This is a genomic window from Pseudomonas sp. A, assembly GCF_056270345.1.
Window position 1 is genome coordinate 1,456,293 of record NZ_CM149873.1, and the last position, 22,621, is coordinate 1,478,913.

Sequence of the window (22,621 nt, forward strand, 5' to 3'; positions counted from 1 at the left end):
AGCAGCCCCGGCATTATTCGCATCAAGGCTGAAATTCCAGGGGCTGCTTCGCAGCCCTTTCGCGGCACAAGGCCGCTCCTACCTGGGCGGTGTGAAGGCTTACTTCAGCTTGGCGAACGCCCGCTCGGCCGCATCCAGGGTGATCTGCAGCTCCTTGTCGCCATGGGCGATGGAGGTGAAGCCCGCCTCGAAGGCGCTTGGCGCCAGGTACACGCCGCCGTCGAGCATCAGGTGGAAGAAGCGCTTGAAGCGCTCGGCGTCGCTGGCCATCACGTCGTCGAAGGTGACGATGTCGTCGGCGCCGCTGAAGTACAGGCCGAACATGGCGCCCGCCTGGGTGGTGACGAACGGGATACCAGCGGCATCGGCGCGCTGTTGCAGGCCATCGAGCATGCGGCTGGTGAAGGCGCTCAGCTCGTCATGGAAGCCCGGGCGGCTGATCAGCTTCAGGGTGGTCAGGCCTGCGGCCATGGCCAGCGGGTTGCCCGACAGCGTACCGGCCTGGTAGACCGGGCCGAGCGGGGCGATGCAGCCCATGATCTCGCGCTTGCCGCCGAAGCAGCCGACCGGCATGCCGCCGCCGACGATCTTGCCGAAGGTCGACAGGTCCGGGGTGATGCCGTAGTGGCCTTGGGCGCCGCCCAGCGACACACGGAAGCCGGTCATCACTTCATCGAAGATCAGTACCACGCCGTGTTTGTCGCACAGCGCGCGCAGGCCTTCGAGGAAGCCTGGCGCCGGCGGTACGCAGTTCATGTTGCCGGCCACTGGCTCGACGATGATGCAGGCCACGGTCTGGCCGACCTCGGCCAGGGTCTTCTCGACGGCGGCGATATCGTTGAACGGCAGGGTCAGGGTGTGCTTGGCGAAGTCCGCCGGCACCCCGGCCGAGCTCGGTACGCCCTGGGTCAGCAGGCCGGAGCCGGCCTTGACCAGCAGGCTGTCGGAGTGGCCGTGGTAGCAGCCTTCGAACTTGATGATGGCGTCGCGGCCGGTGTAGCCACGGGCCAGACGGATGGCGCTCATGGTGGCCTCGGTGCCGGAGCTGACCATGCGCACCATTTCCATCGACGGCACGATCGAGCAGACCAGATCGGCCATCTCGGTTTCCATGGCCGTCGGCGCGCCATAGGACAGGCCGTGCTCGAGTTGTCGGCGCACGGCATTCAGCACATCGGGATGGCCGTGGCCGAGGATCATCGGGCCCCAGGAACCGACATAGTCGACATAGCGCTTGTCGTCTTCATCGATGACGTAGGCGCCTTCGGCGTGCTTGAAGAACAGCGGCGTGCCGCCGACGCTCTTGAAGGCGCGCACGGGCGAGTTGACGCCACCGGGGATGTGTTTCTGGGCTTGGGCAAACAGTTCTTCGGAACGGGACATGGGATCTTCTCTCGAAATCAGGAAGCGAACAGGGCATTGAAGGCGCGGGCGCGGCGGGTGACTTCCTGCGCGCTGTCGGCACCGAACAGGCCGTGGATCACCGCCAGCAGGTCGGCGCCATGGGCGATAAGCGGGGCGGCGTTGTCGAGGGTGATGCCGCCGATCACCGCGATCGGCAACTTGACCTGGGCGCGGGCCTGTTCCAGCAGTTCGACACCGGCGGCGGGCGCGCCTGGTTTGGTGACGGAATTGAAGAAGCGACCGAAGGCGACATAGCTTGCGCCCTCGCTGGCGGCCTGCTGCGCGAGGTCGAGGCTGGCGTGGCAGGTCGAGCCGATGATCGCCTGGCGGCCGAGCAGGGCACGGGCCGGGGTGAGCGGGCCGTCGGTCTGGCCCAGGTGCACGCCGACGCCCAGGCGCGCGGCCAGTTCGGCGTCGTCGTTGATGATCAGCTGAGTGCCGTAGCGTTCGCAGAGCTTCGTCAGCGCTTCAGCTTCGCGCAGGCGACGCCCGGCGTCGTCGCTCTTGTCGCGGTACTGCAGCAGGCAGACACCGCCTTCGAGTGCCGCCTCGACATGGCTCAGGAAACGGCCGGCGAGCAGCTGGCTGTCGGTGATGGCATACAGACCGCGGAGCGTCATCGGATGGCCTCGAGTCAGGAACAGAAATCCAGGGGCAGGCGGCGCGGCACGTACTGGCCCTTGCCCAGTTGCTCGGCGTCGCGCAGGGTCCGCCAGGTGTAGTCCAGGGCACTGCGCACGGCGCTCTCCAGGTGTTCGCCCAAGGCCAGGCGACCGGCCAGGGCGCTGGCCAGGGTGCAGCCCGAGCCGTGATAGCTGCCCGGCAGGCGCTGGCAGGTCCAGGTGTGCTGCTGGCCGTCGCGGCTGTACAGGCGGTTGTGGATTTCCACTTCGTCGCCGTGACCGCCGGTGATCAGCAGGTGTCTACAGAACGGCAGCAGCTTCTCGGCGCACTCGTCCGCCGTGCCTTCAGGCAGTTCCGCCAGGATACGCGCCTCTGGCAGGTTCGGGGTGGCGATGGTGGCCAACGGCAGCAGGCGCTCACGCAGCGCGTAGCCGACCTCGTCCTTGCCCAGGCGACCGCCGCCGCCGGCGCGCAGCACCGGGTCGCAGACCAGTGGCAGGTGCGGATGGTCGGCGAGCAGTTCGGCGACGGTGTCGACCATCTCGATCGAGCCGAGCATGCCCAGCTTCACCGCGGCCACCGTGGAGTCGGTCAGCACGGCATTGGCCTGGGCCAGCACCCACTCGCGGTCGAGCACGCGGAAGTCGGAAACGTTGACGGTATCCTGCACGGTCAGGGCGGTCACGGCGGGCGCGGCGTGACAGCCTTGGGCGATCAGGGCTTCGATATCTGCCTGCAGCCCGGCGCCACCACTGGGGTCGTGGCCGGAGAGACAGAGGACAACGGGGCGGGAGCTGTAGGTATTCATGGTCGGCGAGCTTATCACCAAACCTTTTTCTGCGGTTCGCTCGCGGCGAGAGAATTGCTGATCAAGTGGTCAGGTTGGGCTGGTTGTATATTCTGAAACATGCGTTCTAGAGCCTCTGCATGCAAATTGCCAGTAGCTGCTGGTCAGTGCGGGAGGCTATGCTAGAGTGCTCGGATAACTCGATAAATGGGTTCTGCCGGATCACGTCGTCTCAAAGGGATGGGAGGCAACCGCGACGCGACCGCACAGGCCATGCTGGGGCTGTATGCGCTATTTGCTGATTGTGCTTCTGGGCTGCTTGCCCATGCTGGCCGGAGCGGTCGAATTCGACAACGCCACCGGGCGCTTGCCGCTGGGCCGGTACATGCAGGTCTATGAAGACCAAGAGGGCAGCGCCAGCATCGCCCAGGTGAGTTCCGCGGCGTTTTCCGGGCGTTTCCAGGCACATCAGGACGAAGTGCTCAATGCGGGCTACTCCACCTCGGTGTTCTGGCTGCGGGTCGATCTCGCCTATGCCGCCGCCCCTTCGGCCGCGCCACGCCAGTGGTTGCTGGAACTCGCCTACCCGCCGTTGGATCACCTGGAACTCTTCCTGCCGGACGCGCAAGGCACCTATCGCCTGGCACGACGCACCGGTGACGCGTTGCCCTATGCCACCCGGGAAATCCGCCAGAACAACTACCTGTTCGAATTGCCGCTGCAACCCGGCCAGGCGACCACCGCCTACCTGCGTCTGCACAGCCAGGGCTCGATCCAGGCGCCGCTGACATTGTGGTCGGCCGAGGCCTACCTGGAGGACCAGCCCACCCGGCTTTATGTGCTGGGCATGATCTACGGCGTACTGCTGGTGATGCTGGTGTACAACCTGTTCATCTTCCTCAGCGTGCGTGATGTCAGTTACCTGTACTACATCCTTTATATCGCTTCGTTCGGTCTCTACCAGGTGTCGGTCAACGGCGCCGGCATCGCCTATTTCTGGCCGGACAGCCCATGGTGGGCCAACGCCGCCACCCCGTTGTTCATCGGTGCCGCCGGGCTGTTCGGCTGCCAGTTCGCCCGCCACTTCCTGCAGCTGGACAGCTTCAGCCGGGGCTTCGACCGCCTGCTGAAAGGGTTGATGGCCGGTGGCGCGCTGGTCATGGTGCTGGCGCTGACCCTGCGCTACGGCGTGGCGCTGCGCATGGCCACGGTGCTGGCGCTGCTGTTCACCGTCAGTATCTTCAGCGCCGGGCTCTATGCCTGGTGGCGCGGACTGCGTGTGGCGCGCTGGTTCATCATCGCCTGGACCGCCTTCCTCGCTGGCGGGCTGGTCAACACCCTGATGGTGCTGGGCTACCTGCCCAACGTGTTCATCACCATGTACGCCAGCCAGCTCGGCTCGGCGCTGGAGGTGGCGCTGCTGTCGCTGGCCCTGGCCGACCGCATCAACAGCCTGCGCGAGCAGCAGGCCCAGACCCTGCGCGAGACCGGGCGCACCCTGGAGCAACTGAACCTGCAGCTGGCGCGCAGCAACCGGCTCAAGGACGAGTTCCTGGCCACCGTGACCCATGAACTGCGCACGCCGATGAACGGCGTGATCGGTTCGCTGGAGCTGCTGCATACCCTGCCCATGAGCGCCGAGCAGGCCCAGTATCACCGCACCGCCACCGGTTCTGCCCAGGACATGATGGCGATGGTCGATGACATCCTCATCCTCACCGAACTGCAGGCCGGGCGCCTGCGCAACCAGGGCATGGCGTTCAGCCTGCGGCGCCTGCTCCAGGAGCTGCGCGCCGGCTATGCCAGCCAGGCGCTGGCCAAGGGTCTGTACCTGAGCCTGGACATCCCCGCCGACCTGCCCGACAGCCTGGTCGGCGATGCGCAGAAGCTCGCCCGCTGCCTCGCCTGCCTGGTGGACAACGGGCTGAAGTTCACCCACCAGGGGGGCGTCACCGTGCAGGCCCGTGGCCGGCGTACCGGGCCGGACAGCCTGGTCCTGAGTCTCACGGTCAGTGACAGCGGCATCGGCTTCGACGATCTGGACCAGGCGGTGCTGTACCAGCGTTTCTTCCAGATGGACGGTTCGATGACCCGGCGCTACGGCGGGCTGGGCATCGGCCTGTCGATCTGCCGGCAACTGGGCGAGTTGATCGGCGCGCAGTTGTCCCACGAGTCGACGCCGGGTCTGGGCAGCCGCTTCGAGCTGACCCTGGCCCTTGCGGTGGCGCAGGTGCAGGTACCACCGGCGCGTGCCGCCTCGGGGCTGGAGCGCTTCTGACAAATCGTGATCTACGTTTCCTGTAGGTGCGGCCTTGTGCAGCGAAAGGGCCGCAAAGCAGCCCCGGCGATCTTCGCCTCATGCTGAATTCTGGGGCCGCTGCGCGACCCTTTCGCGGCACAAGGCCGCTCCTACATTAGGGATTGCGCACGGTTTGAGGGCGCGAAGCGCCCCCATGTAGTCCGTTTTGTCACTTTGACTCGAGGGCCTGCGGTGCTTCACTGGGTTATCCAGGCATGAACGGATCCAGGAGGCCGCCGATGAACCTGCACCAGTTCGCTGAAACCCACGAAGTCACCAACCAGCCGCCGTCCCTGGACGGCGCCAACCTGTATCGCCTCGACCAGCCCCTGCAGGAGTGGTCGCGCCGCTTCGGCGCCGGCTGGGCCGAGTCGCGGATCGACGCCTATGGTGCCCTGGCCGGTGGCTCGCTGATGGCCGCGGGTTTCCTGGCCAACGCGCACAAGCCCGAGTTCAGCAGCCATGACCGCTATGGCCATCGTATCGACCTGGTGGAGTTTCATCCCGCTTATCACCAGTTGATGCGCACCGCCGTCGAGCACGGCCTGCCTTCGCTGCCCTGGGCCGAGCCACGGGACGGCGCCCACGTGGCGCGGGCCTCGATGACCTACCTGCACAGCCAGGCTGAAGCCGGCACCGGCTGCCCGCTGACCATGACCTTCGCCGCCGTGCCGGCCCTGCGCCTGCAGCCCGAGCTTGCCGGCTACTGGCTGCCGAAGGTCCTCGCCCGCGAATATGACCCGCGCAACGTCGGCGACCGGCACAAGGCCGGTGTCACCATCGGCATGGCCATGACCGAGAAACAGGGCGGCACCGACGTGCGCGCCAACACCACCCGCGCCTACCCGGTGGGCACGCCCGGCCCGGGCCAGCCCTATGAGCTGGTAGGCCACAAGTGGTTCTGTTCGGCGCCCATGTGCGACGCCTTTCTCACCCTGGCCCAGACCGACAAGGGCCTGAGCTGCTTCCTGCTGCCGCGCCACCGGCCCGACGACAACCGCAACCAGTTCTACATCCAACGCCTGAAGAACAAGCTGGGCAACTGTTCCAACGCCTCCAGCGAGGTGGAGTTCCGCGGAGCCCTGGCCTGGATGGTCGGCGAGGAGGGGCGCGGCGTGCCGACCATCATCGAGATGGTGGCCATGACCCGCTTCGACTGCATGGTCGGTTCCAGCGCCCTGATGCGCCAGGCCCTGACCCAGGCCGCGCACCATTGCGCGTACCGCAAGGTCGGCGGACGGGTGCTGGCCGAGCAGCCGCTGATGCAGAACGTGCTTGCCGACCTGGCCTTGGAGAGCGAGGCCGCCCTGGCCCTGAGCCTGCGCATGGGCCAGGCCCTGGACCGCCTCGACGACCCGCAGCAGGCGCACTTTTCCCGCCTGGTCACGGCGGTGGGCAAGTACTGGATCTGCAAGCGCGCCCCCGGGATGATCAACGAGGCCGCCGAGTGCCTGGGCGGCGCCGGCTACGTCGAGGACAGCATCCTGCCACGGCTGTACCGCGAGGCGCCGGTCAACTCGACCTGGGAGGGCTCGGGCAACGTGCAGTGCCTGGATGTGCTGCGGGCCTTGTCGAAAGAGCCGGGCGTGCTTGAGGCGCTGTTCAGCGAGCTGGGAGACGGCCATGGCGACCCACGGCTGGCGGCGTTCATCGGTAACCTCAAGGGCGCTTTCGCCGATACCGGCGATATCCAGTACCGCGCCCGGCAACTGACCGAGGACATCGCCGTGGCGCTGCAGGCCAAGCTGTTGCTCGAGGCAGGCAACGCCACAGTGAGCGATGCGTTCATCGGCAGTCGCCTGGGCGGCGGCGGGCGGGTGTATGGCGCGTTGCCGCGCGGCGTGGATGTCGAGGCGCTGGTGGCCCGGGCGACGCCTGTCTGGGCCGGTTGAAGGATGGCTTCATCCCCCTGTAGGAGCGGCCTTGTGCCGCGAAAGGGCTGCAAGGCAGCCCCAGATCTCAGCGGTCAAGGCGGAAATTGCTGGGGCTGCTGCGCAGCCCTTTCGCGGCACAAGGCCGCTCCTACAGGGAATTGCTTAGCACCGACACTGGGGATGTATTTGCCCAGCAACGCAGGCAAGATGGCTGTCATGCATTCCATAAGACAGGAAGCCCAGCGTGAGCCAAGCGTTTGTAGTCGTTGATACCCCCGAACAGGCCGTCGACCGTCTGGCGGCCTTGCACGAACAGGCCACCGGGGCCCTGAGCCAGGCCCTCAAGCGCTACCTCAAGGACCGTACCGAGCCGGGCCACGAGGAACGTGTGTTGTTCCGCTACCCGGCCCTGCGCCTGACCTACTCCAGCCAAGGCGAAGTCGCCGCCACCACCCGCGCCTACGCCAAGGTCCAGGTGGACGGCACCTACAGCGTCACCGTCACCCAGCCCGCGGCGTTCCGTGGCTACCTGCTCGAGCAACTGCGCCCGTTGATGCACGACTACACCGTGACCGTGGAAGTCGGTGTCAGCGAGCAGAACATCCCGTACCCCTACGTGGTTGACCAGGGCGACGAGCTGGCCGGCAGCGGCATCACCGCCGCGCAACTGGCGCGGGTGTTCCCCAGCACCGACCTGTCGGCGGCCACCGATAACACCGCCGATGGCCTGTACGACTGGGAAAGCGCCGAGACCCTGCCGCTGGCGCTGTTCGACGCCGCCCGCGTGGACTTCTCCCTGCGCCGCCTGGTGCACTACACCGGCAGCGACTGGCGGCACATGCAGCCGTGGATCCTTCTCACCAACTACCACCGCTACGTCGACCAGTTCATCGCCCATGGCCTCGAGCAGTTGCGCGAGGACCCACGCTTCGTGCGCATGGTCCTGCCGGGCAACGTGATCATCGAGAAGGGCATGGACAACGGCGAGGCCCAGGCCCTGGTCGCCAGCGTGGTCTGGCACCGCTACCAGATGCCGGCCTATCACCTGATCGCCGCCGATGGCGATGGCGTGACCCTGGTCAACATCGGTGTCGGCCCGTCCAACGCCAAGAACATCACCGACCACCTGGCGGTGCTGCGCCCGCACTGCTGGCTGATGATCGGCCACTGCGGCGGCCTGCGTCAGTCGCAGACTATCGGTGACTACGTGTTGGCCCACGCCTATATGCGCCGCGACGGCATCCTCGACCGCGTGGTGCCGCCGAATATCCCGATCCCGGCCCTGGCCGAGGTGCAGCTGGCGTTGCAGGAGGCGGCCGCGCAGGTCACTGGCGAGCGTGGCGAGCAGCTCAAGAAGCGCCTGCGCACCGGCACCGTGCTCACCTACGACGACCGCAACTGGGAGCTGCGCTGGGCCCAGGAACGTCCGTTGATCAACCTGTCCCGCGCCGTGGCGGTGGACATGGAGAGCGGCACCATTGCCGCCCAGGGCTACCGTCTGCGCGTGCCGTACGGCACCTTGCTGTGTGTCTCCGACAAGCCGCTGCACAGCGAGATCAAGCTGCCGGGCTCGGCCAACGCCTTCTACAACCGCGCGGTCAGCCAGCACCTGAAGATCGGCATCGCCGCCCTCGATCTGCTGCGTACCGAGCTCAACTCGCTGCACTCGCGTAAACTGCGCAGCTTCGATGAGCCGCCGTTCCGCTGAGGATCCATGCCCCTGCCACCCCGTAGCACACCGCGCCGCCCTGCGGCGCGGCCCACCGGCCCGCGTCGCCAGCCCAAGGCGCCGCCGGCCGAGCCGCGCCTGATCCTGTTCAACAAGCCGTTCGATGTGCTCACCCAGTTCAGCGACGGCGAGGGGCGGGCCACGCTCAAGGACTTCATCGACATCCCTGGTATCTACCCGGCCGGGCGCCTGGACCGTGACAGCGAAGGCCTGCTGTTGCTGACCAACGACGGACGCCTGCAGGCGCGCATCGCCGATCCGAAGCACAAGCTGGCCAAGACCTACTGGGTGCAGGTGGAAGGCGAGCCGAGCGAAGAACAACTCAAGCGCCTGCGCGAAGGGGTTGAACTCAATGACGGACCGACGCTGCCGGCCGAGGCACGCTTGCTCGAGGAGCCCGAGCTGTGGCCACGCAATCCGCCGGTGCGTTTTCGCAAGAGCGTGCCGACCGCCTGGCTGGAGCTGGTGATCCGTGAAGGGCGTAATCGCCAGGTGCGGCGGATGACGGCGGCGGTGGGCTTGCCGACCTTGCGCCTGGTGCGGGTGCGGATCGGTGACTGGACGATCGAAGGGCTGGACCAGGGTTGCTGGCGCGAAGTGCCGGCGAAGCTTTGAGCCGCACGCGTCCCCCTGTAGGAGCGGCCTTGTGCCGCGAAAGGGGCGCGTAGCGGCCCCCGATCTCAGCATCAAGGCAAAATTGCTGGGGCCGCTACGCGGCCCTTTCGCGGCACAAGGCCGCTCCTACAAGGAAGGGGAGAGTTGGCAGGCCGCTACACCCCCTCAAGAAACCCCACCACCACGCTCTTGATGATGAATGCCAGCACGCCAAGGCCCAGCACAAAGAACAGGATCAGCGTGCCAAAGCGCCCGGCCTTGGACTTCTTCGCCAGGTCCCAGACGATGAAGCCCATGAAACCGATCAACACGGTGACCAGGACGATCATCATCCATTCTTCGAATACTGCGGGATCCATCGGTTCACTCCAGGCAGATTGAGCCCCCGATCATACGCCGGACTCGGGAGGATTCAACGCAGGTGGGTCAATGGCAGCTCGGTGCTGGCCAGCACTTGGTTGAGCACGAAGCTCGAGCGCACGCTGGTCACGCCTTCGATACGGGTCAGGCTGCCCAGCAGCAGTTTCTGGTAGTGGTCCATGTCCGGCACCACCACCTTGAGCTGGTAGTCGGCGTCCATCCCGGTGACCAGGCTGCACTCGAGCACCTGGGGCAGGCTGCGGATCGCCGCCTCGAAGGTCTCGAAGCGCTCGGGCGTGTGCCGGTCCATGCCGATCAGCACATAGGCGGTCAGGCTCAGGCCGAGCTTCTTGCGGTCCAGCAGGGCCACCTGGCGCGAGATGTAGCCGTCGTCCTCAAGCTGCTTGACCCGACGTGAGCATGGGGAAGGCGACAGGCCGATGCGTTCGGCCAGTTCCTGGTTGGAGATGCGCGCATCGCGCTGCAATTCGGCGAGGATGCTCAGGTCGTAGCGGTCGAGCTTGCTCATGGAAAGGGCCTTTTCTGTTCGGATTGCTGCGAATTATCGATCCTGAGTGAAAAATTGCGCAAGCGCTATTTATCAGAGCAATCTTCGCAATCCTCTGCCCCGGCGTCTGGCCTATCTTTATCACCAGAATCACTGCCCGGACATCAGTCCACGGCGACGCGCCCTAGGCGGGCGGTCGCGGCCAGCCATCCAACAGGATCCGCCAGGCCCCCGGGCTACGCACTGTCCAGAAGACGGCGCGAGGTGAGCCGGTGCCACAAGCGCCGAGCACGGACGACAATTCCCAAAGGGAGGCCGCAAGGCCTCCCTTTTTTATTGCGCCGCGGGCTGCGCTTGCCAGGCCAGCGAGCAGCCAATGCAGGTCTTCGAGCAGTTGGCGCACCAGGTTGTTGGCTAATTTAATCTGCCGGTCGTGTTCTGCGGAGTAGACTGCCGACGATAATGGCGGGCGTTTCAATCGAGAGGAACAACATGGGTTCGCGCATCTGGCGGTTGGCAGGTGTTGGTTTGCTGGGCCTGGGCATCAGCCTGGGCGCCCTGGCCGAAGGGCCTGGAGAAGGGCATGACGGTCGTGGCGGCCAGCAGGAGCAGGGCGGTGGCGAACGGCGTGGATCACCGCTCAATTCGCGTGATGAAGTGCGCCAGACGCAACCGCCACGCCAAGGCTACTACCAGGACATTCCCCGTCGCTACGGCGACAACCGTTACTGGGAAGCGGGTGGTCCGGGTCAGCGCCCCGGCGGTGACTGGTCCGACCGGCCCGATGGGCATGGCAATGGCTGGGGGCCAGGGCCGCAGTACCATCCCGGGCATACCGTCGAGCGCTTCCCGGACCGTTACTGGAAAGTGCCGTACCGCGGGCAGGACTACTTCTACTCCGGCGGCTACTGGTACCGGCCCCATGGCGGCGGCTACGTGGTGGTCACGCCGCCCTACGGTGTACGGGTCGACTACCTGCCGTCCTATGCCCGTGAAGTGTGGCTGGGCGGTGCGCTGTTCTTCCTGGTGGCCGACACGTATTACCAATACCAGGCCAACAGCCGCGAGTACGTGGTGGTCAACCCGCCCGCCGTGGCGCCTGCGCCAATGCCGCAGCAGGGCAGCGGCTACGATGTGATCGCCTATCCGATGTACGGCCAGGGGCCGGAGCAGCAGGAGCAGGACCGCTATCAATGCCATCGCTGGGCGGTGAGCCAGTCGGGCTTCGATCCGGCGACCGCCAGCTATGCGCCGCCGGCCAATGTGACGGACAACTATCGACGGGCGTTGGGGGCGTGCCTGAGCGGGCGCGGCTACAGCATCAATTGACGGGGTATTCGCGATAACGGGCTACACCGGGTCGGCGTGGACCATCACATCGGCCCGCGGGTAGCGCTGGCGAATGACGTGCGAGGCCTGCACGCACAGCTCATGGGCGGCATGCAGCGGCATGTCGCCGGGCAGCTCCAGGTGCAGTTGCACGAACCACTGGCTGCCGGACACCCGCGTGCGCAGGTCGTGCACCCCCTTCACCCCGGGGATCGCCAGCACCACCTCCAGCATGCGCTCGCCGATATCGGCCGGCAGTTCCTTGTCCATCAGGATCGCCGTGCTCTCGCGGGCGATCTGCAGCGCGCTCCACAGGATGTACAGGGCGATCCCCAGGCCGAACAGGGCGTCGAGCTGCGGCCAGCCGAAGCGGGCCAGCAGCAGCGCCAGCAGGATGCTGGCGTTGAGCAGCAGGTCGGAGCGGTAGTGCAGCGAGTCAGCGCGCACGGCGGTGGAGCCGGTCAGGCGGATCACCTTGCGCTGGAAGGCCAGCAGCGCCACGGTCAGCGCCAGTGACAGCAGCATTACCGCGATGCCGGCGGCGGTGTCGCCCAGGGGTTCCGGCGACTTCAGCCGCTCAAACGCCTGCACCCCGATCAGCACCGCGCTGACCCCGATGAACAGCGCCTGGGCCATGCCGGCCAGGGCTTCGGCCTTGCCGTGGCCGAAGCGGTGATCGTCATCGGCCGGGCGCAGCGCGTAATGCACCGCCAGCAGGTTGAGGAAGGAGGCGGCGGCATCCAGTGCCGAGTCGGTCAGCCCGGCCAGCAGGCTGACTGAGCCGCTCAGCCACCAGGCCACGGCCTTGCTCAGCACCAGGATGCAGGCGACGCTCAGCGAGGCGCGGGTGGCCAGGCGCAGCAGGCGTTGATGTTCGGCGGTGGCGGTCATGCGCAGGGATCGTCCGGATCAGGTCAGGCCGCAGGTACCAGGCCGTAGCTGGCCAGTTGCTCGACACTGCCGCGGTGCTGGATCAGCCGCGGGTCGTTCAGCGGCAGGCGCTGGCCCAGTTCGCTTTCAAGGATAGCCTGCAGCTTGGTCCGGTCGACCTGGCCATCGGCATTGATCGCAGGCTTGAGCTTGGCCGGGTCGACCTGGGCCGTGGTGCCCCCGGGGTAGTAGATGGCACCTGTGGCGAAGTCGATGCCGAAGGCGATCAGGCCGGGAATGACATAGAACAGGATACCGATGGCATCCAGCGCCGCGACCACCGGATCGATCTTGCCTTCGATCTGGCCGCGACGGTCGGGGTAGAACAGGGTGCCGCAGGCCGTCAGCTGGGTCAGCAGGGTGGCGATGAGGGCGCCACCGATGACGCGGGAAGGGATGCGCATGTGAATCTCCGGAAGATAACGACAAACAACGGCGCGGCAATCGCCTGCGCCTGAGCTTAAGACCATGATAGGGCAGCCTCGGTTCGCCGTTATACTCGGTCGATTGTTCGAGGACCACCATGATTTCATTACCGATCGATGCCGTACTGTCCTACCTCCGCCAGGCCCTGGCCGAACGTGACGAAGCGGTGCTCGAGGCGCCGCCCGGCGCCGGCAAGACCACCCGCGTGCCACTGGCCCTGCTCGCTGAGCCCTGGCTGCGGGGGCAGACCATCCTCATGCTCGAACCCCGGCGCCTGGCCGCCCGTGCCGCCGCCGAACGCCTGGCCAGCGAACTGGGCGAGAAGGTTGGCGAAACCGTGGGCTACCGCATCCGCCTGGACAGCAAGGTCGGCCCGAACACGCGCATCGAAGTGGTCACCGAGGGCATCCTCACCCGCCGCCTGCAGGCGGATCCTGCGCTGGATGGCGTGGGGCTGCTGATCTTCGACGAGTTCCACGAACGCAGCCTGGATGCCGACCTGGCCCTGGCCCTGAGCCTCAACGGCCGGGCGCTGTTGCGCGACGAGCCGCCACTGAAGATCCTGCTGATGTCGGCGACGCTGGAGGGCGAGCGGCTGTCGCGCCTGCTCGACGACGCGCCGATCGTCAGCAGCCAGGGGCGCATGCATCCGGTGGATATCCGCTGGAGCCGGCCCTGGCAGCCTGGCGAGTTTGTCGAGCCGCGGGTGGTCGACTGCGTGCTCCAGGCCCTTGCCGACGAATCCAGCAGCTTGCTGGTGTTCCTGCCCGGGCAGGCGGAGATCCGCCGTGTGCACCAGGCGCTGCAGGAGGCCGTGGGCGAGCGTCCGGACATCCTGCTCTGCCCGTTGCACGGCGAGCTTGACCTGAGCGCCCAGCGCGCCGCCATCGAGCCGGCGCCCAAGGGCCAGCGCAAGGTGGTGCTGGCCACCAATATCGCCGAAACCAGCCTGACCATCGACGGTGTGCGCGTGGTGATCGACGCAGGTCTGGCGCGGGTGCCGCGCTTCGACCCCGGCAGTGGCATGACCCGCCTGGACACCCAGCGTATTTCCCGCGCCAGCGCCACCCAGCGTGCCGGGCGAGCCGGGCGCCTTGAACCCGGCGTGTGCTATCGACTGTGGTCCGAGGCGCAACACGACCAATTGGCGGCCCACGGCAGCGCCGAGATCCTCCAGGCCGACCTGGCCGGGCTGGCCCTGCAGCTGGCGCGCTGGGGCGTGCCGCCGGAGCAGCTCAGCTGGCTCGACCAGCCACCGGCCGCTGCCTACGGCCAGGCCCAGGACCTGCTGGCCCGGCTCGGTGCCTTCAAGCCCGGGTGCCGCGACAACCTGAGCACCCATGGCCAGGCCATGGCCGAGCTGCCTGCGCATCCGCGCATCGCCCACCTGCTGCTGCGCGGCCAGGACCTCGGGTTGGCCGACATGGCCTGCGATGTCGCCGCGTTGCTGGGCGAGCGCGACATCCTGCGCGGCGGCGGTGCCGACCTGCACAGCCGGCTGGCGCTGCTCAGCGGTGAAAGCCGTGCCTCCCGTGGCGGACAGGGCGGCGTGCAGCGTGCCCGACAACTGGCCCGACAGTATCGCGGCCAGTTGCGTGGCAAACCGCGCAGCCCGGTCGCCGACCCCGATCATCCCCGCTGGCTGGGCGCCGTGCTGGCGCTGGCCTACCCCGACCGGGTGGCGCAGCAGCGTCGCGAAGGCGGCGCCGAGTACCGCCTGGCCAATGGCCGGGCGGCGCTGTTCGCCGAAGCTGATGCTCTGATGAAAAGCCCGTGGCTGGTGATCGCCGACCTGGGCAGCCGCCAGGGGCAGCGCGAGGAGCGCATCTACCTGGCCGCCGAGTTCGATCCGGCGCTGTTCGACGGTGTGCTGGCCGAGCAGGTGGAGCAGCTCGACCTGCTCGACTGGGACGAACGTGAACAGGTGCTGCGCGCCGAGCGCCAGCACAAGGTCGGCGAACTGGTGCTCAGCCGCGAGCCGTTGCCGGGGCTGGATGACGACGCACGGGCCCGGGCTTTGCTGGCGCTGGTGCGGCGCAAGGGCCTGAACTTGCTGACCTGGACCCCGGAACTGCGCCAGTGGCAGGCCCGTGTCGCTATGTTGCGTCAGCTGGACCTGGAAAAGGACGGCCACAGCGAGTGGCCCGACCTGGGTGACGACGCCTTGCTCGCCAACCTGGAAGACTGGTTGCAACCTTATCTGGGCAAGGTGTCGCGGCTGAGCCATTTCGCCAGCCTGGACCTGCCCTCGATGCTGCGCAACCTGCTGCCCTGGCCGCTGCCACAGCGTCTGGACGAGCTGGCGCCATCACACCTGGCCGTGCCCTCGGGCTCCAGCATTCGCCTGGACTACAGCGAGCAGCCACCGATCCTCGCCGTGCGCCTGCAGGAGCTGTTCGGCCTGGCCGACACCCCGCGCATCGCCAATGGCCGCCAGCAGGTCAAGCTGCACCTGCTGTCGCCGGCGCGCCGGCCGGTGCAGGTGACCCAGGACCTGGCCAACTTCTGGCGCACCACCTATGCCGAGGTGAAGAAGGACCTGAAAGGGCGCTATCCCAAGCACTACTGGCCGGACGATCCACTGGTGGCGGAGGCCACGGCCAGGGCCAAGCCAAGGAAAGCCTGACGCCTGGGGAATGCCGGCCTCAGGCGCCGGCTTCACCCTCGAGCAGCATGAACAGGCGGTACAGCACCACGGTGCTGAACAGCTGCAGGAAGCCGCTGAGGCTGTCCAGGGCCAGTTGCACACCAGGCTGCGGCTCGGGGAACAGCTGCAGCAGCAGGCCGTCAATCAGCCACAGCGGCGCCAGCACCGACAGCATGCAGACCATGATGCGCAGGAAGTGCCCGGTGGTCATGCGCGCACTGGTGCGCATCGACTCGATCACCGGCAGGCCGCGCAGCACCAGCAGGTACTCGGCGAACACCAGGTTCACCATGATCCATACGCCGGGGAAGATGAGCAGCGCCAGGCCCGCCATGATCAGCAGCGAACTGATCACGATCAGCAGGGCCAGCATCGGCCACAACTGCAGGGCGCGGGCGAACAGGGCGCGCTTGGCGATGTCCTGGCCGTTGCTGCGGGTGTCGAGGTAGAGGATCAGCGCGGCGCTGTACAGCGGGTAGAACAGCAGGCTGACGAGCATGCCGTAGGCCGGCGAGGCCTGCTCGCCCAGCTGGCTGTAGAGCAGCTGGGTGCCGAGGGCCTCGAGTACCACCAAGGGCAGGCACAGCTGGAGGATGCTCGTCAGGTGACGGCGGAAGAAGTACAGGGAGTCGCGCAGAACGCTCAGCGGATTCATCGGTCAACATCGCATGGCAGAAAAAGCAGGGCGTAACTTTAGCCCAGTCGGCCCGCTTGCTGAAAAAAGTTTCATGGCCCGGACAATTGAATCGCCAAGCCCGGGCCTCCATCTTTGACGCTGTCCGATGTCCTGTTCAGCGCACGAGGTTGCCCCGATGAACACTGAAGAACAAACCCTGATCGATGGCCTGTTCGGCCGTCTCAAGCAAGCCGAGGACCCGGCCCAGCCGCGCGATGCCCAGGCCCAGGCGCGCATCGAGGAGCACCTGCGCCAGCAGCCGGCGGCGCCTTACTACATGGCCCAGGCGATCCTGGTCCAGGAGACGGCGATCAAGCGCCTGGACGAGCAGAACAAGCAGCTCGAGGCCGAACTGCGCCAGGCTCGCGCGCAACTGGATGCAAGCCGCCCCAGCAGTGGCGGTGGTTTCCTCTCTAGTATCTTTGGCGCGGGAGCCCGCAATCCAGAGCCGCAGCGCCCGGTCGCGCCGCCGCCGACTTCTGCGGGTGGCTGGCGTGAACCGGCGTCCCAGGCCTATGCCCCGCCACCGCAGCAGCCGGGCTTCGGCGCGGCGCCCGCCCCGGCGCGCAGTGGCGCCAGCAGCTTCCTCGGCGGTGCCATGCAGACCGCGGCGGGTGTGGCCGGTGGCGTGTTGCTGGCCCAGGGCATCAGCAGCCTGTTCAACCACAATTCGCAGCCTGAGGAGATCGTCGAGGTGATCAAGGACGCGCCGGCGCCGGCCAGCGACGCGGGTGGCTGGAATGACCAGGACAGCCAGCGCCAGGTGGCGGACAGCGGGGGCTGGGGCAATGACCAGGGTGGTTATGCCGATGCCGGTTACAGCAATGACGATGGCGGCTTCTTCTCGGACGATGACTACGTCTGAGGGCCTGACAGACCTGATGCATCGCAGGGGCGCCTCGCGCCCCTCACGGACACATCCGCGACAACCTCAGGTCAGGCGCTGCAGGCCTTCCAGGCAAGTCGCCAGGTGGTAGGGCGTGGTCGAAGGCATGTCATGGCGGCTCACCGCTCCTGCGCCATCGCGGCACTCATGCCAGCCGCCTTCATGCAGGAAGCGTGACTCCAGCGCCGCTAGCTGTGCCAACAACCGTGCCTCGCTTCCCGGCCGCAAGGCCAGTGCCCGCAGGTACTCCGCTTGCGCCCAGATCCGCTGGGTCGGGTCGATGACCTGGCCGTCCACGTCCAGCATCGCCAGCACCGCCGTATCCTTCACTCCGTACTGTTCGGCAAAGTCGAAGGCCCGCTCGATGGAGGCGTGCAGCGCCGTGCCGCGCAGCAATGGCGAGGTATCCAGCAGGTAGAACCATTCGAACTGGTGGCCTGGCTCGAACCAGTTATCCACAGCCCCACGCGGTTTTTCCAGCATCAGGCCGTGGCTCGGCTCGATGAACTGCGCCTGCAGCGCGTCGCACAGCTGCAGCAGCGACTGGCGAACCTCGTCGTCTTCGCGCACGGCCAGCACCTGGAGAAAGGCCTCGGCCAGGTGCATCTGCGGGTTCTGCAGCGGGCCGCTGCCCAAATCCGACCAGTCCTCACCGAGGCTGGCCTCGTACAGGCCATCGTCGCGGGCGAACTGCTCGGCAACGACTTCGAGGGCGCCGTTGAGCGTGGCCTCCACCAGGCCTTCGCCGACCTTGCCCCAGTAATGGGCGCAAGCGAACACGATGAAGGCATGGGTGTAGAGGTCCTTGCGCCGGTCCAGTGGCTTGCCCTGGGCGTCGATGCTGTAGAACCAGCCGCCGTGCTCGGCGTCGTGGAAATGCTTCTGCAGTGAACGCAGCAGCGCGGCGGCGCGTTCGGCGGCGCCCGGTTGCTCGATGCGGCTGCTGAACAGGTACAGCTGACGGGCGCAGGCCATGGCCCGGTAGCGCTGCACCGGCAGTGGCCGATGCTGGGTGTCCAGGGCTTCGTACGGCAGGGCCATGTCGGCGTTCCAGCCAGGGCCCTGCCACAGCGGCACGATGCGCTCGGCGAAGTGCTGTTGGAAACGGGTCAATGCGGGGCGGGGGTCGGACATGGTCGCGCTCGTGACGGTCGGGCAGGGCGCCATGGTAGCAGAAGTGGCCAGTGCTTCGTGTGCGCGGGCAGCGTGGGAGCGGGCTTGCCCCGCGATAGCGCCATCGCGGGGCAAGCCCGCTCCCACGCTGCCCGCGCACATGATCCGATCTGGGCGAAAGCGTCAGCCGGGATTACCCAGCCCCTGCCAGTGCCGCGCGCCGACGAAGATGAAGCGCAACTGCTGGGTGATCTTTTCCTGCGGTGTCAGCGCCTGTGGATGACCCGGCTCGGGACTGTCGATCAGTTCGGGCAAGGTGGCGAACACGGTCTTGACCACCAGGTCGGCCATTACCGCCAGGGCGGCGCCGTCCAGGTGCTGCCAGCGCGGCATGCGCGCCAGGTCCGTGGCCAGGTCGCTGCTGATGTCCTGGCGCAGGCGGGCGATGGCCTGGCGTACCGGTTGCGAGCCGCCATATTGCTCGCGGGCAAGGAACAGGAACTGCGCCCGGTGGGCGATGACCACGTCGAGGAAGATGCGCACCGAGGCGTCGGTGATGCCGCCCAGTTCGAATTCATTCTGGCGCACCAGGCGAATGGTCTGGCGGAAGGTGGTGTCCACCTCGGCGACCAGGGCCAGGCCCAGGGCATCCATGTCGGGGAAGTGGCGGTAGAAGCCGGTGGGCACGATGCCCGCGGCCTTGGCCACCTCGCGCAGGCTGATGCTGCCGAAGCCACGGCCGCTCTCCATGAGCAGGCAGGCGGCATCCAGCAGGGCCTGGCGGGTTTGTAACTTCTGTTCGGCGCGCGGCAGCATGGGACAGGATTCTATGACTGTACGACTGGGCATTCTGGATAAAAAAACAAAGCCCGGTCAATGGACCGGGCTTGGAGGGGAGCAGGCGCAGTGGGGCGGGTTGTTGTTTTCGGCCATGGCGATCAGCTCACACGGCTGAGTTCGACCAGACGATCCGAGCCACCTTCGGCTACACGGTTGTTGCGTTCGTTGAGGCGATCGGCGCCACCTTCTGCGACACGGTCATTGCGTTGGATCAGGCGATCGGAGCCCCCTTCGGCGACGCGGTCATTGCGTTGGATCAGGCGATCGGAGCCGCCCTCGGCAACGCGGTCGTTGCGTTCGATCAGGCGATCCGAGCCACCTTCGGCGACACGGTTGTTACGTTCGAGCAGGCGCTCGGAACCGCCTTCGGCCAGGCGGCCTGCGCGTTCCTGCAGGCGCTCGGCGCCACCTTCTGCCAGAGTGTTCAGCGGTTGGCTGACGGCGGCGGCGCTGGAGCGCGATTCAGCGCTCAGGTGCTGGTCTTCGGCTGGCAGGGCGAAGGCGTTGGCGGCAAGTACGGACAGGGTCAGGCTCAGCAGCAGATGGCGTTTCATGATTCGGTGCTCCTCGGGGGGCTGGAAAGTGGGTACGAAGCCAATGCTACTCCTGGTAACTCCAGAGAAAAGTTCATCAGGATAATGGTAACAATCGACGGGATTGATACTGTGTGCGGAAGGCTCTGGATCAATGTTTTCAGGTGTTTCTCAAGCGCTGAGGCACGCTTGAGCCCCGGTAACACTGCCGCTGTCCGTGGACGAAAAGCTGAGAAAGGCGTCAGGAAAATCCTGGTTATCATGGCGCACGGATTAAACCCGGCGGTTTTTCATCAGTCCGACATAATGAGTGCCATGCAGTCAGGAGAACCATGCAATGACGCGCCCTGCCAGAATCCTCATCTGGACCTTCGCCACCCTCGCCACCCTGCTGGCGATCCTGGTGGTGGTGATCGCCACTTTCGACTGGAACCGCGTCAAGCCGCTGCTTAACGAGAAAGTCTCCGAAGCCCTGCACCGGCCCTTCGCGATCAACGGCAACCTCGCCGTGCACTGGCGCACCGAGCCCGAGGAAGGCGGCTGGCGCGCCTTCGTGCCGTGGCCGCACTTTACCGCCGAAGACCTCACCCTGGGCAACCCCGATTGGCTCAAGGCGCCGCATATGGTCGCCCTGGAGCGCGTGGACTTTCGCCTGGCGCCGTTGCCGCTGATCGTCCAACGCATCAGCATTCCGCGCATCGACCTGGTCAAGCCCAGCGCCAGCCTTGCCCGGCAGGCCGATGGCCGGGCCAACTGGGTGTTCGATTTCGGGCCCAAGGACGAGAACGAAGAGCCGTCGAAGTGGGTGCTGGACATCGGCGCCATTGGTTTCGACCAAGGCAACGTCAGCTTCGACGACCAGACGCTGAAGACCAGCATGAAGGTGCAGGTCGATCCGCTGGGCAAGCCGATCCCGTTCAGCGACATCGTTGGCAAGGCCCGCGCCGAGAAGGCCGGCAATGCCCAGGACTACGCCTTCGGTTTCAAGGCCCAGGGCCGCTACAAAGGCCTGGCGGTGGCCGGCACCGGCAAGATCGGCGGCCTGCTGGCGCTGCAGGACACCAGCCAGCCGTTTCCGCTGCAGGCCGACGTGCGTATCGGCGACACCCGGGTCGCGCTGGCCGGGACCCTGACCGATCCACGCAACCTCGGCGCCCTCGACCTGCGCCTGAAGCTTTCCGGCAGCAGCCTGGGCAACCTCTACCCGCTGACCGGCGTGACCTTGCCCGATACGCCCCCATACGCCACCGATGGTCATCTGACCGCCAACCTGCATGCCGCCGAGGGTGCGCAGTTCCGCTACGAAGGCTTCAACGGCAAGATCGGCGACAGCGACATCCACGGCGACCTGGCCTTCGTCGCCAGCCAGCCCCGGCCGAAGCTCTCCGGCAACCTGGTGTCCAACCAGCTGCTGTTCAAGGACCTGGCGCCGCTGATCGGCGCCGACTCCAACAGCGAACAGAAGGCCCGCGGCGGCGCCAGCAAGCAGCCGGCCGGCAAGGTGCTGCCGGTCGAAGAGTTCCGCACCGAGCGCTGGCGGGCCATGGATGCCGATGTGACCTTCGCCGGCAAGCGCATCGTGCACAGCGAGAAGCTGCCGTTCAACGACCTGTCCGCCCATGTGATCCTCGAGGACGGCCTGCTGCGCCTGGAGCCGCTGCGCTTTGGCGTAGCCGGCGGCAACCTCGATTCCAACATCCGCCTGGACGGACGCAGCGCGCCGTTGCAGGGCCGCGCCCGGCTGACCGCGCGTGGCTTCAAGCTCAAGCAGCTGTTCCCCAGCTTCGCGCCGATGCAGACCAGCTTCGGTGAACTCAACGGCGATGCCGACATCAGTGGCCGGGGCAACTCGGTGGCGGCACTGCTGGGCACTTCCAGCGGGGATCTGCGCCTGCTGATCAATGATGGCGCGATCAGCCGCAGCCTGATGGAGATCGCCGGGCTCAACGTCGGCAACTACGTGGTCGGCAAGCTGTTCGGCGATGAAGATGTGAAGATCAACTGCGCCGCGGCGGACGTCGGGATCAAGGATGGCCTGGCCACCACCCGCTTGTTCGTCTTCGACACCGAGAACGCGATCATCTACATCAACGGCACGGCCAACTTCGCCAGTGAGCAACTGGACCTGAAGATCACCCCCGAGTCCAAGGGCCTGCGTCTGTTCTCGTTGCGTTCGCCGTTGTATGTGCGTGGGCCGTTCGCCAAGCCGAGTGCCGGCGTACAGGCTGTGCCGCTGGCGCTGCGTGGCGCGGGGATGGTGGCGCTTGGCGTGGTGGCCGGGCCGGCGGCGGGGCTGCTGGCGCTGATCGCGCCGAGCAGCGGGGATGAGCCGAACCAATGCACGCCGTTATTGCAGCAGATGCGCGCCGGCAAGGCGCCAGCGGCGGCCGGCAAAGGTCATTGAAGTTCGTGGGAGCGGGCTTGCCCCGCGATGGCATCAACGCCATCGCGGGGCAAGCCCGCTCCCACGTAAACCTTGGGATCAGAGGCCTTTCAACAGATCGGACATATCGTCCGCGTGCTCTTCCTCCTGCGCCAGGATGTCCTCGAAGATGCGCCGGGTGGTCGGATCCTTGTCGCCGATGTACTGGATGATCTCGCGGTAGCTATCGATGGCGATGCGCTCGGCCACCAGATCCTCCAGCACCATCTCCTTCAACGAACTGCCCGCCACGTACTGGGCGTGGGAATTCTTCGTCAGGTTGTCCGGATTGAAGTCCGGCTCGCCGCCCAGCTGCACGATGCGCTCGGCCAGCTTGTCGGCGTGCTCGGCTTCCTGGTTGGCGTGCTCGAGGAACTCCGCGGCGGCGACGCTGGCCTTGATGCCGCTGGCCATGAAGTAGTGACGCTTGTAGCGCAGGACGCAGACCAGCTCGGTGGCCAGCGACTCGTTGAGCAGGCGCAGGATCTTCTCGCGATCGGCGTGGTAACCCTCGGTCACCGCGCCTTGCTCGACATGCTGGCGGGCACGTTCGCGCAGGGTTTTCACATCGGTCAGTTCAACGCTCATGTTCATCTCCGAAAGCATCAGGGTGGTCATG

At 66.6% G+C, this 22,621-nt stretch carries 20 protein-coding genes; 8 read left to right on the forward strand and 12 right to left on the reverse strand.

Annotation, left to right across the window (positions count from 1 at the left end):
- Nucleotides 1–99 precede the first annotated feature (99 nt).
- Genes hemL through AC0MAZ_RS06575 form a run of 3 tightly spaced genes read right to left on the reverse strand, consistent with a single transcriptional unit; the run spans nt 100 to nt 2,836 of the window.
- Nucleotides 100–1,383: a glutamate-1-semialdehyde 2,1-aminomutase gene (gene hemL / locus AC0MAZ_RS06565; protein ID WP_232857702.1), complete on the reverse strand. Its 1,284-nt coding sequence runs from the start codon at nt 1,381–1,383 to the stop codon at nt 100–102.
- Between the two features lie 17 nt (nt 1,384–1,400).
- Complete coding sequence (thiE, locus tag AC0MAZ_RS06570; protein ID WP_234562960.1) at nt 1,401–2,024, reverse strand: thiamine phosphate synthase; 624 nt, start codon at nt 2,022–2,024, stop codon at nt 1,401–1,403.
- A gap of 14 nt (nt 2,025–2,038) precedes the next feature.
- On the reverse strand, nt 2,039–2,836 hold the full coding sequence (locus AC0MAZ_RS06575) for a hydroxymethylpyrimidine/phosphomethylpyrimidine kinase (RefSeq protein WP_203648148.1): 798 nt from the start codon (nt 2,834–2,836) through the stop codon (nt 2,039–2,041).
- Nucleotides 2,837–3,101: 265 nt separating this feature from the next.
- On the opposite strand from AC0MAZ_RS06575, the gene AC0MAZ_RS06580 reads away from it, so the two are divergent.
- The 4 genes from AC0MAZ_RS06580 (at nt 3,102) to AC0MAZ_RS06595 (ending at nt 9,332) form a co-directional block, all read left to right on the forward strand.
- The gene (locus AC0MAZ_RS06580) at nt 3,102–5,093 is read left to right on the forward strand and encodes a sensor histidine kinase (protein WP_203648147.1); all 1,992 of its coding nucleotides are present in this window, start codon (nt 3,102–3,104) and stop codon (nt 5,091–5,093) included.
- Between the two features lie 260 nt (nt 5,094–5,353).
- Nucleotides 5,354–7,006, forward strand: coding sequence for an acyl-CoA dehydrogenase family protein (locus tag AC0MAZ_RS06585; protein ID WP_232857693.1), 1,653 nt, complete (start codon nt 5,354–5,356; stop codon nt 7,004–7,006).
- A gap of 226 nt (nt 7,007–7,232) precedes the next feature.
- Nucleotides 7,233–8,696 (forward strand): AMP nucleosidase, encoded by a 1,464-nt coding sequence (amn, locus tag AC0MAZ_RS06590; protein WP_232857692.1) that lies wholly within the window; start codon nt 7,233–7,235, stop codon nt 8,694–8,696.
- A gap of 6 nt (nt 8,697–8,702) precedes the next feature.
- The gene (locus AC0MAZ_RS06595; RefSeq protein WP_475860716.1) at nt 8,703–9,332 is read left to right on the forward strand and encodes a pseudouridine synthase; all 630 of its coding nucleotides are present in this window, start codon (nt 8,703–8,705) and stop codon (nt 9,330–9,332) included.
- A 155-nt stretch (nt 9,333–9,487) separates the two neighbouring features.
- Here AC0MAZ_RS06595 and AC0MAZ_RS06600 read toward each other — a convergent pair whose 3' ends face one another.
- Nucleotides 9,488–9,691, reverse strand: coding sequence for a DUF2788 domain-containing protein (locus tag AC0MAZ_RS06600; protein WP_023378567.1), 204 nt, complete (start codon nt 9,689–9,691; stop codon nt 9,488–9,490).
- Between the two features lie 53 nt (nt 9,692–9,744).
- Nucleotides 9,745–10,221, reverse strand: a complete 477-nt coding sequence (locus AC0MAZ_RS06605; RefSeq protein WP_011535815.1) for an Lrp/AsnC family transcriptional regulator — start codon at nt 10,219–10,221, stop codon at nt 9,745–9,747.
- Between the two features lie 471 nt (nt 10,222–10,692).
- Between AC0MAZ_RS06605 and AC0MAZ_RS06610 the strand changes: the two genes are divergently transcribed.
- The gene (locus AC0MAZ_RS06610; RefSeq protein ID WP_475860719.1) at nt 10,693–11,529 is read left to right on the forward strand and encodes a DUF6515 family protein; all 837 of its coding nucleotides are present in this window, start codon (nt 10,693–10,695) and stop codon (nt 11,527–11,529) included.
- A gap of 21 nt (nt 11,530–11,550) precedes the next feature.
- On the opposite strand, the gene AC0MAZ_RS06615 is transcribed toward AC0MAZ_RS06610, so the two are convergent.
- Together AC0MAZ_RS06615 and AC0MAZ_RS06620 are read right to left on the reverse strand one after the other, a co-directional pair.
- Nucleotides 11,551–12,420, reverse strand: a complete 870-nt coding sequence (locus tag AC0MAZ_RS06615; protein WP_203648143.1) for a cation diffusion facilitator family transporter — start codon at nt 12,418–12,420, stop codon at nt 11,551–11,553.
- Nucleotides 12,421–12,443: 23 nt separating this feature from the next.
- Entirely contained in the window at nt 12,444–12,863 is a 420-nt protein-coding gene (locus AC0MAZ_RS06620) for a polyribonucleotide nucleotidyltransferase (RefSeq protein ID WP_203648142.1), read from the reverse strand.
- Nucleotides 12,864–12,982: 119 nt separating this feature from the next.
- Between AC0MAZ_RS06620 and hrpB the strand changes: the two genes are divergently transcribed.
- On the forward strand, nt 12,983–15,511 hold the full coding sequence (gene hrpB, locus AC0MAZ_RS06625; protein WP_475860721.1) for an ATP-dependent helicase HrpB: 2,529 nt from the start codon (nt 12,983–12,985) through the stop codon (nt 15,509–15,511).
- Between the two features lie 19 nt (nt 15,512–15,530).
- Here hrpB and AC0MAZ_RS06630 read toward each other — a convergent pair whose 3' ends face one another.
- Nucleotides 15,531–16,187: a YciC family protein gene (locus tag AC0MAZ_RS06630; protein WP_050707032.1), complete on the reverse strand. Its 657-nt coding sequence runs from the start codon at nt 16,185–16,187 to the stop codon at nt 15,531–15,533.
- Nucleotides 16,188–16,344: 157 nt separating this feature from the next.
- Here AC0MAZ_RS06630 and AC0MAZ_RS06635 point away from each other — a divergent pair, with 157 nt between their 5' ends.
- Nucleotides 16,345–17,073, forward strand: coding sequence for a DUF2076 domain-containing protein (locus tag AC0MAZ_RS06635; protein ID WP_475860724.1), 729 nt, complete (start codon nt 16,345–16,347; stop codon nt 17,071–17,073).
- A 66-nt stretch (nt 17,074–17,139) separates the two neighbouring features.
- Here AC0MAZ_RS06635 and AC0MAZ_RS06640 read toward each other — a convergent pair whose 3' ends face one another.
- The 3 genes from AC0MAZ_RS06640 to AC0MAZ_RS06650 all read right to left on the reverse strand — a co-directional run bounded on the left by AC0MAZ_RS06640 (nt 17,140) and on the right by AC0MAZ_RS06650 (nt 19,601).
- Nucleotides 17,140–18,228 carry an AGE family epimerase/isomerase gene (locus AC0MAZ_RS06640; RefSeq protein ID WP_475860726.1) on the reverse strand — a complete coding sequence of 363 codons (1,089 nt, stop codon included), beginning with the start codon at nt 18,226–18,228 and terminating at the stop codon, nt 17,140–17,142.
- Nucleotides 18,229–18,390: 162 nt separating this feature from the next.
- A complete protein-coding gene (locus tag AC0MAZ_RS06645; RefSeq protein WP_110734940.1) occupies nt 18,391–19,023 on the reverse strand; it encodes a TetR family transcriptional regulator in 633 nt (210 codons plus the stop codon).
- 122 nt (nt 19,024–19,145) lie between these two features.
- Nucleotides 19,146–19,601 (reverse strand): phage infection protein, encoded by a 456-nt coding sequence (locus AC0MAZ_RS06650; protein WP_203648138.1) that lies wholly within the window; start codon nt 19,599–19,601, stop codon nt 19,146–19,148.
- A gap of 316 nt (nt 19,602–19,917) precedes the next feature.
- On the opposite strand from AC0MAZ_RS06650, the gene AC0MAZ_RS06655 reads away from it, so the two are divergent.
- Nucleotides 19,918–21,984: an AsmA family protein gene (locus AC0MAZ_RS06655; protein WP_232857678.1), complete on the forward strand. Its 2,067-nt coding sequence runs from the start codon at nt 19,918–19,920 to the stop codon at nt 21,982–21,984.
- Nucleotides 21,985–22,062: 78 nt separating this feature from the next.
- Here the strand turns inward: AC0MAZ_RS06655 and AC0MAZ_RS06660 are convergent, their stop codons facing one another.
- Nucleotides 22,063–22,620, reverse strand: a complete 558-nt coding sequence (locus AC0MAZ_RS06660) for a ferritin-like domain-containing protein (protein ID WP_186713793.1) — start codon at nt 22,618–22,620, stop codon at nt 22,063–22,065.
- Nucleotide 22,621: the final 1 nt, after the last annotated feature.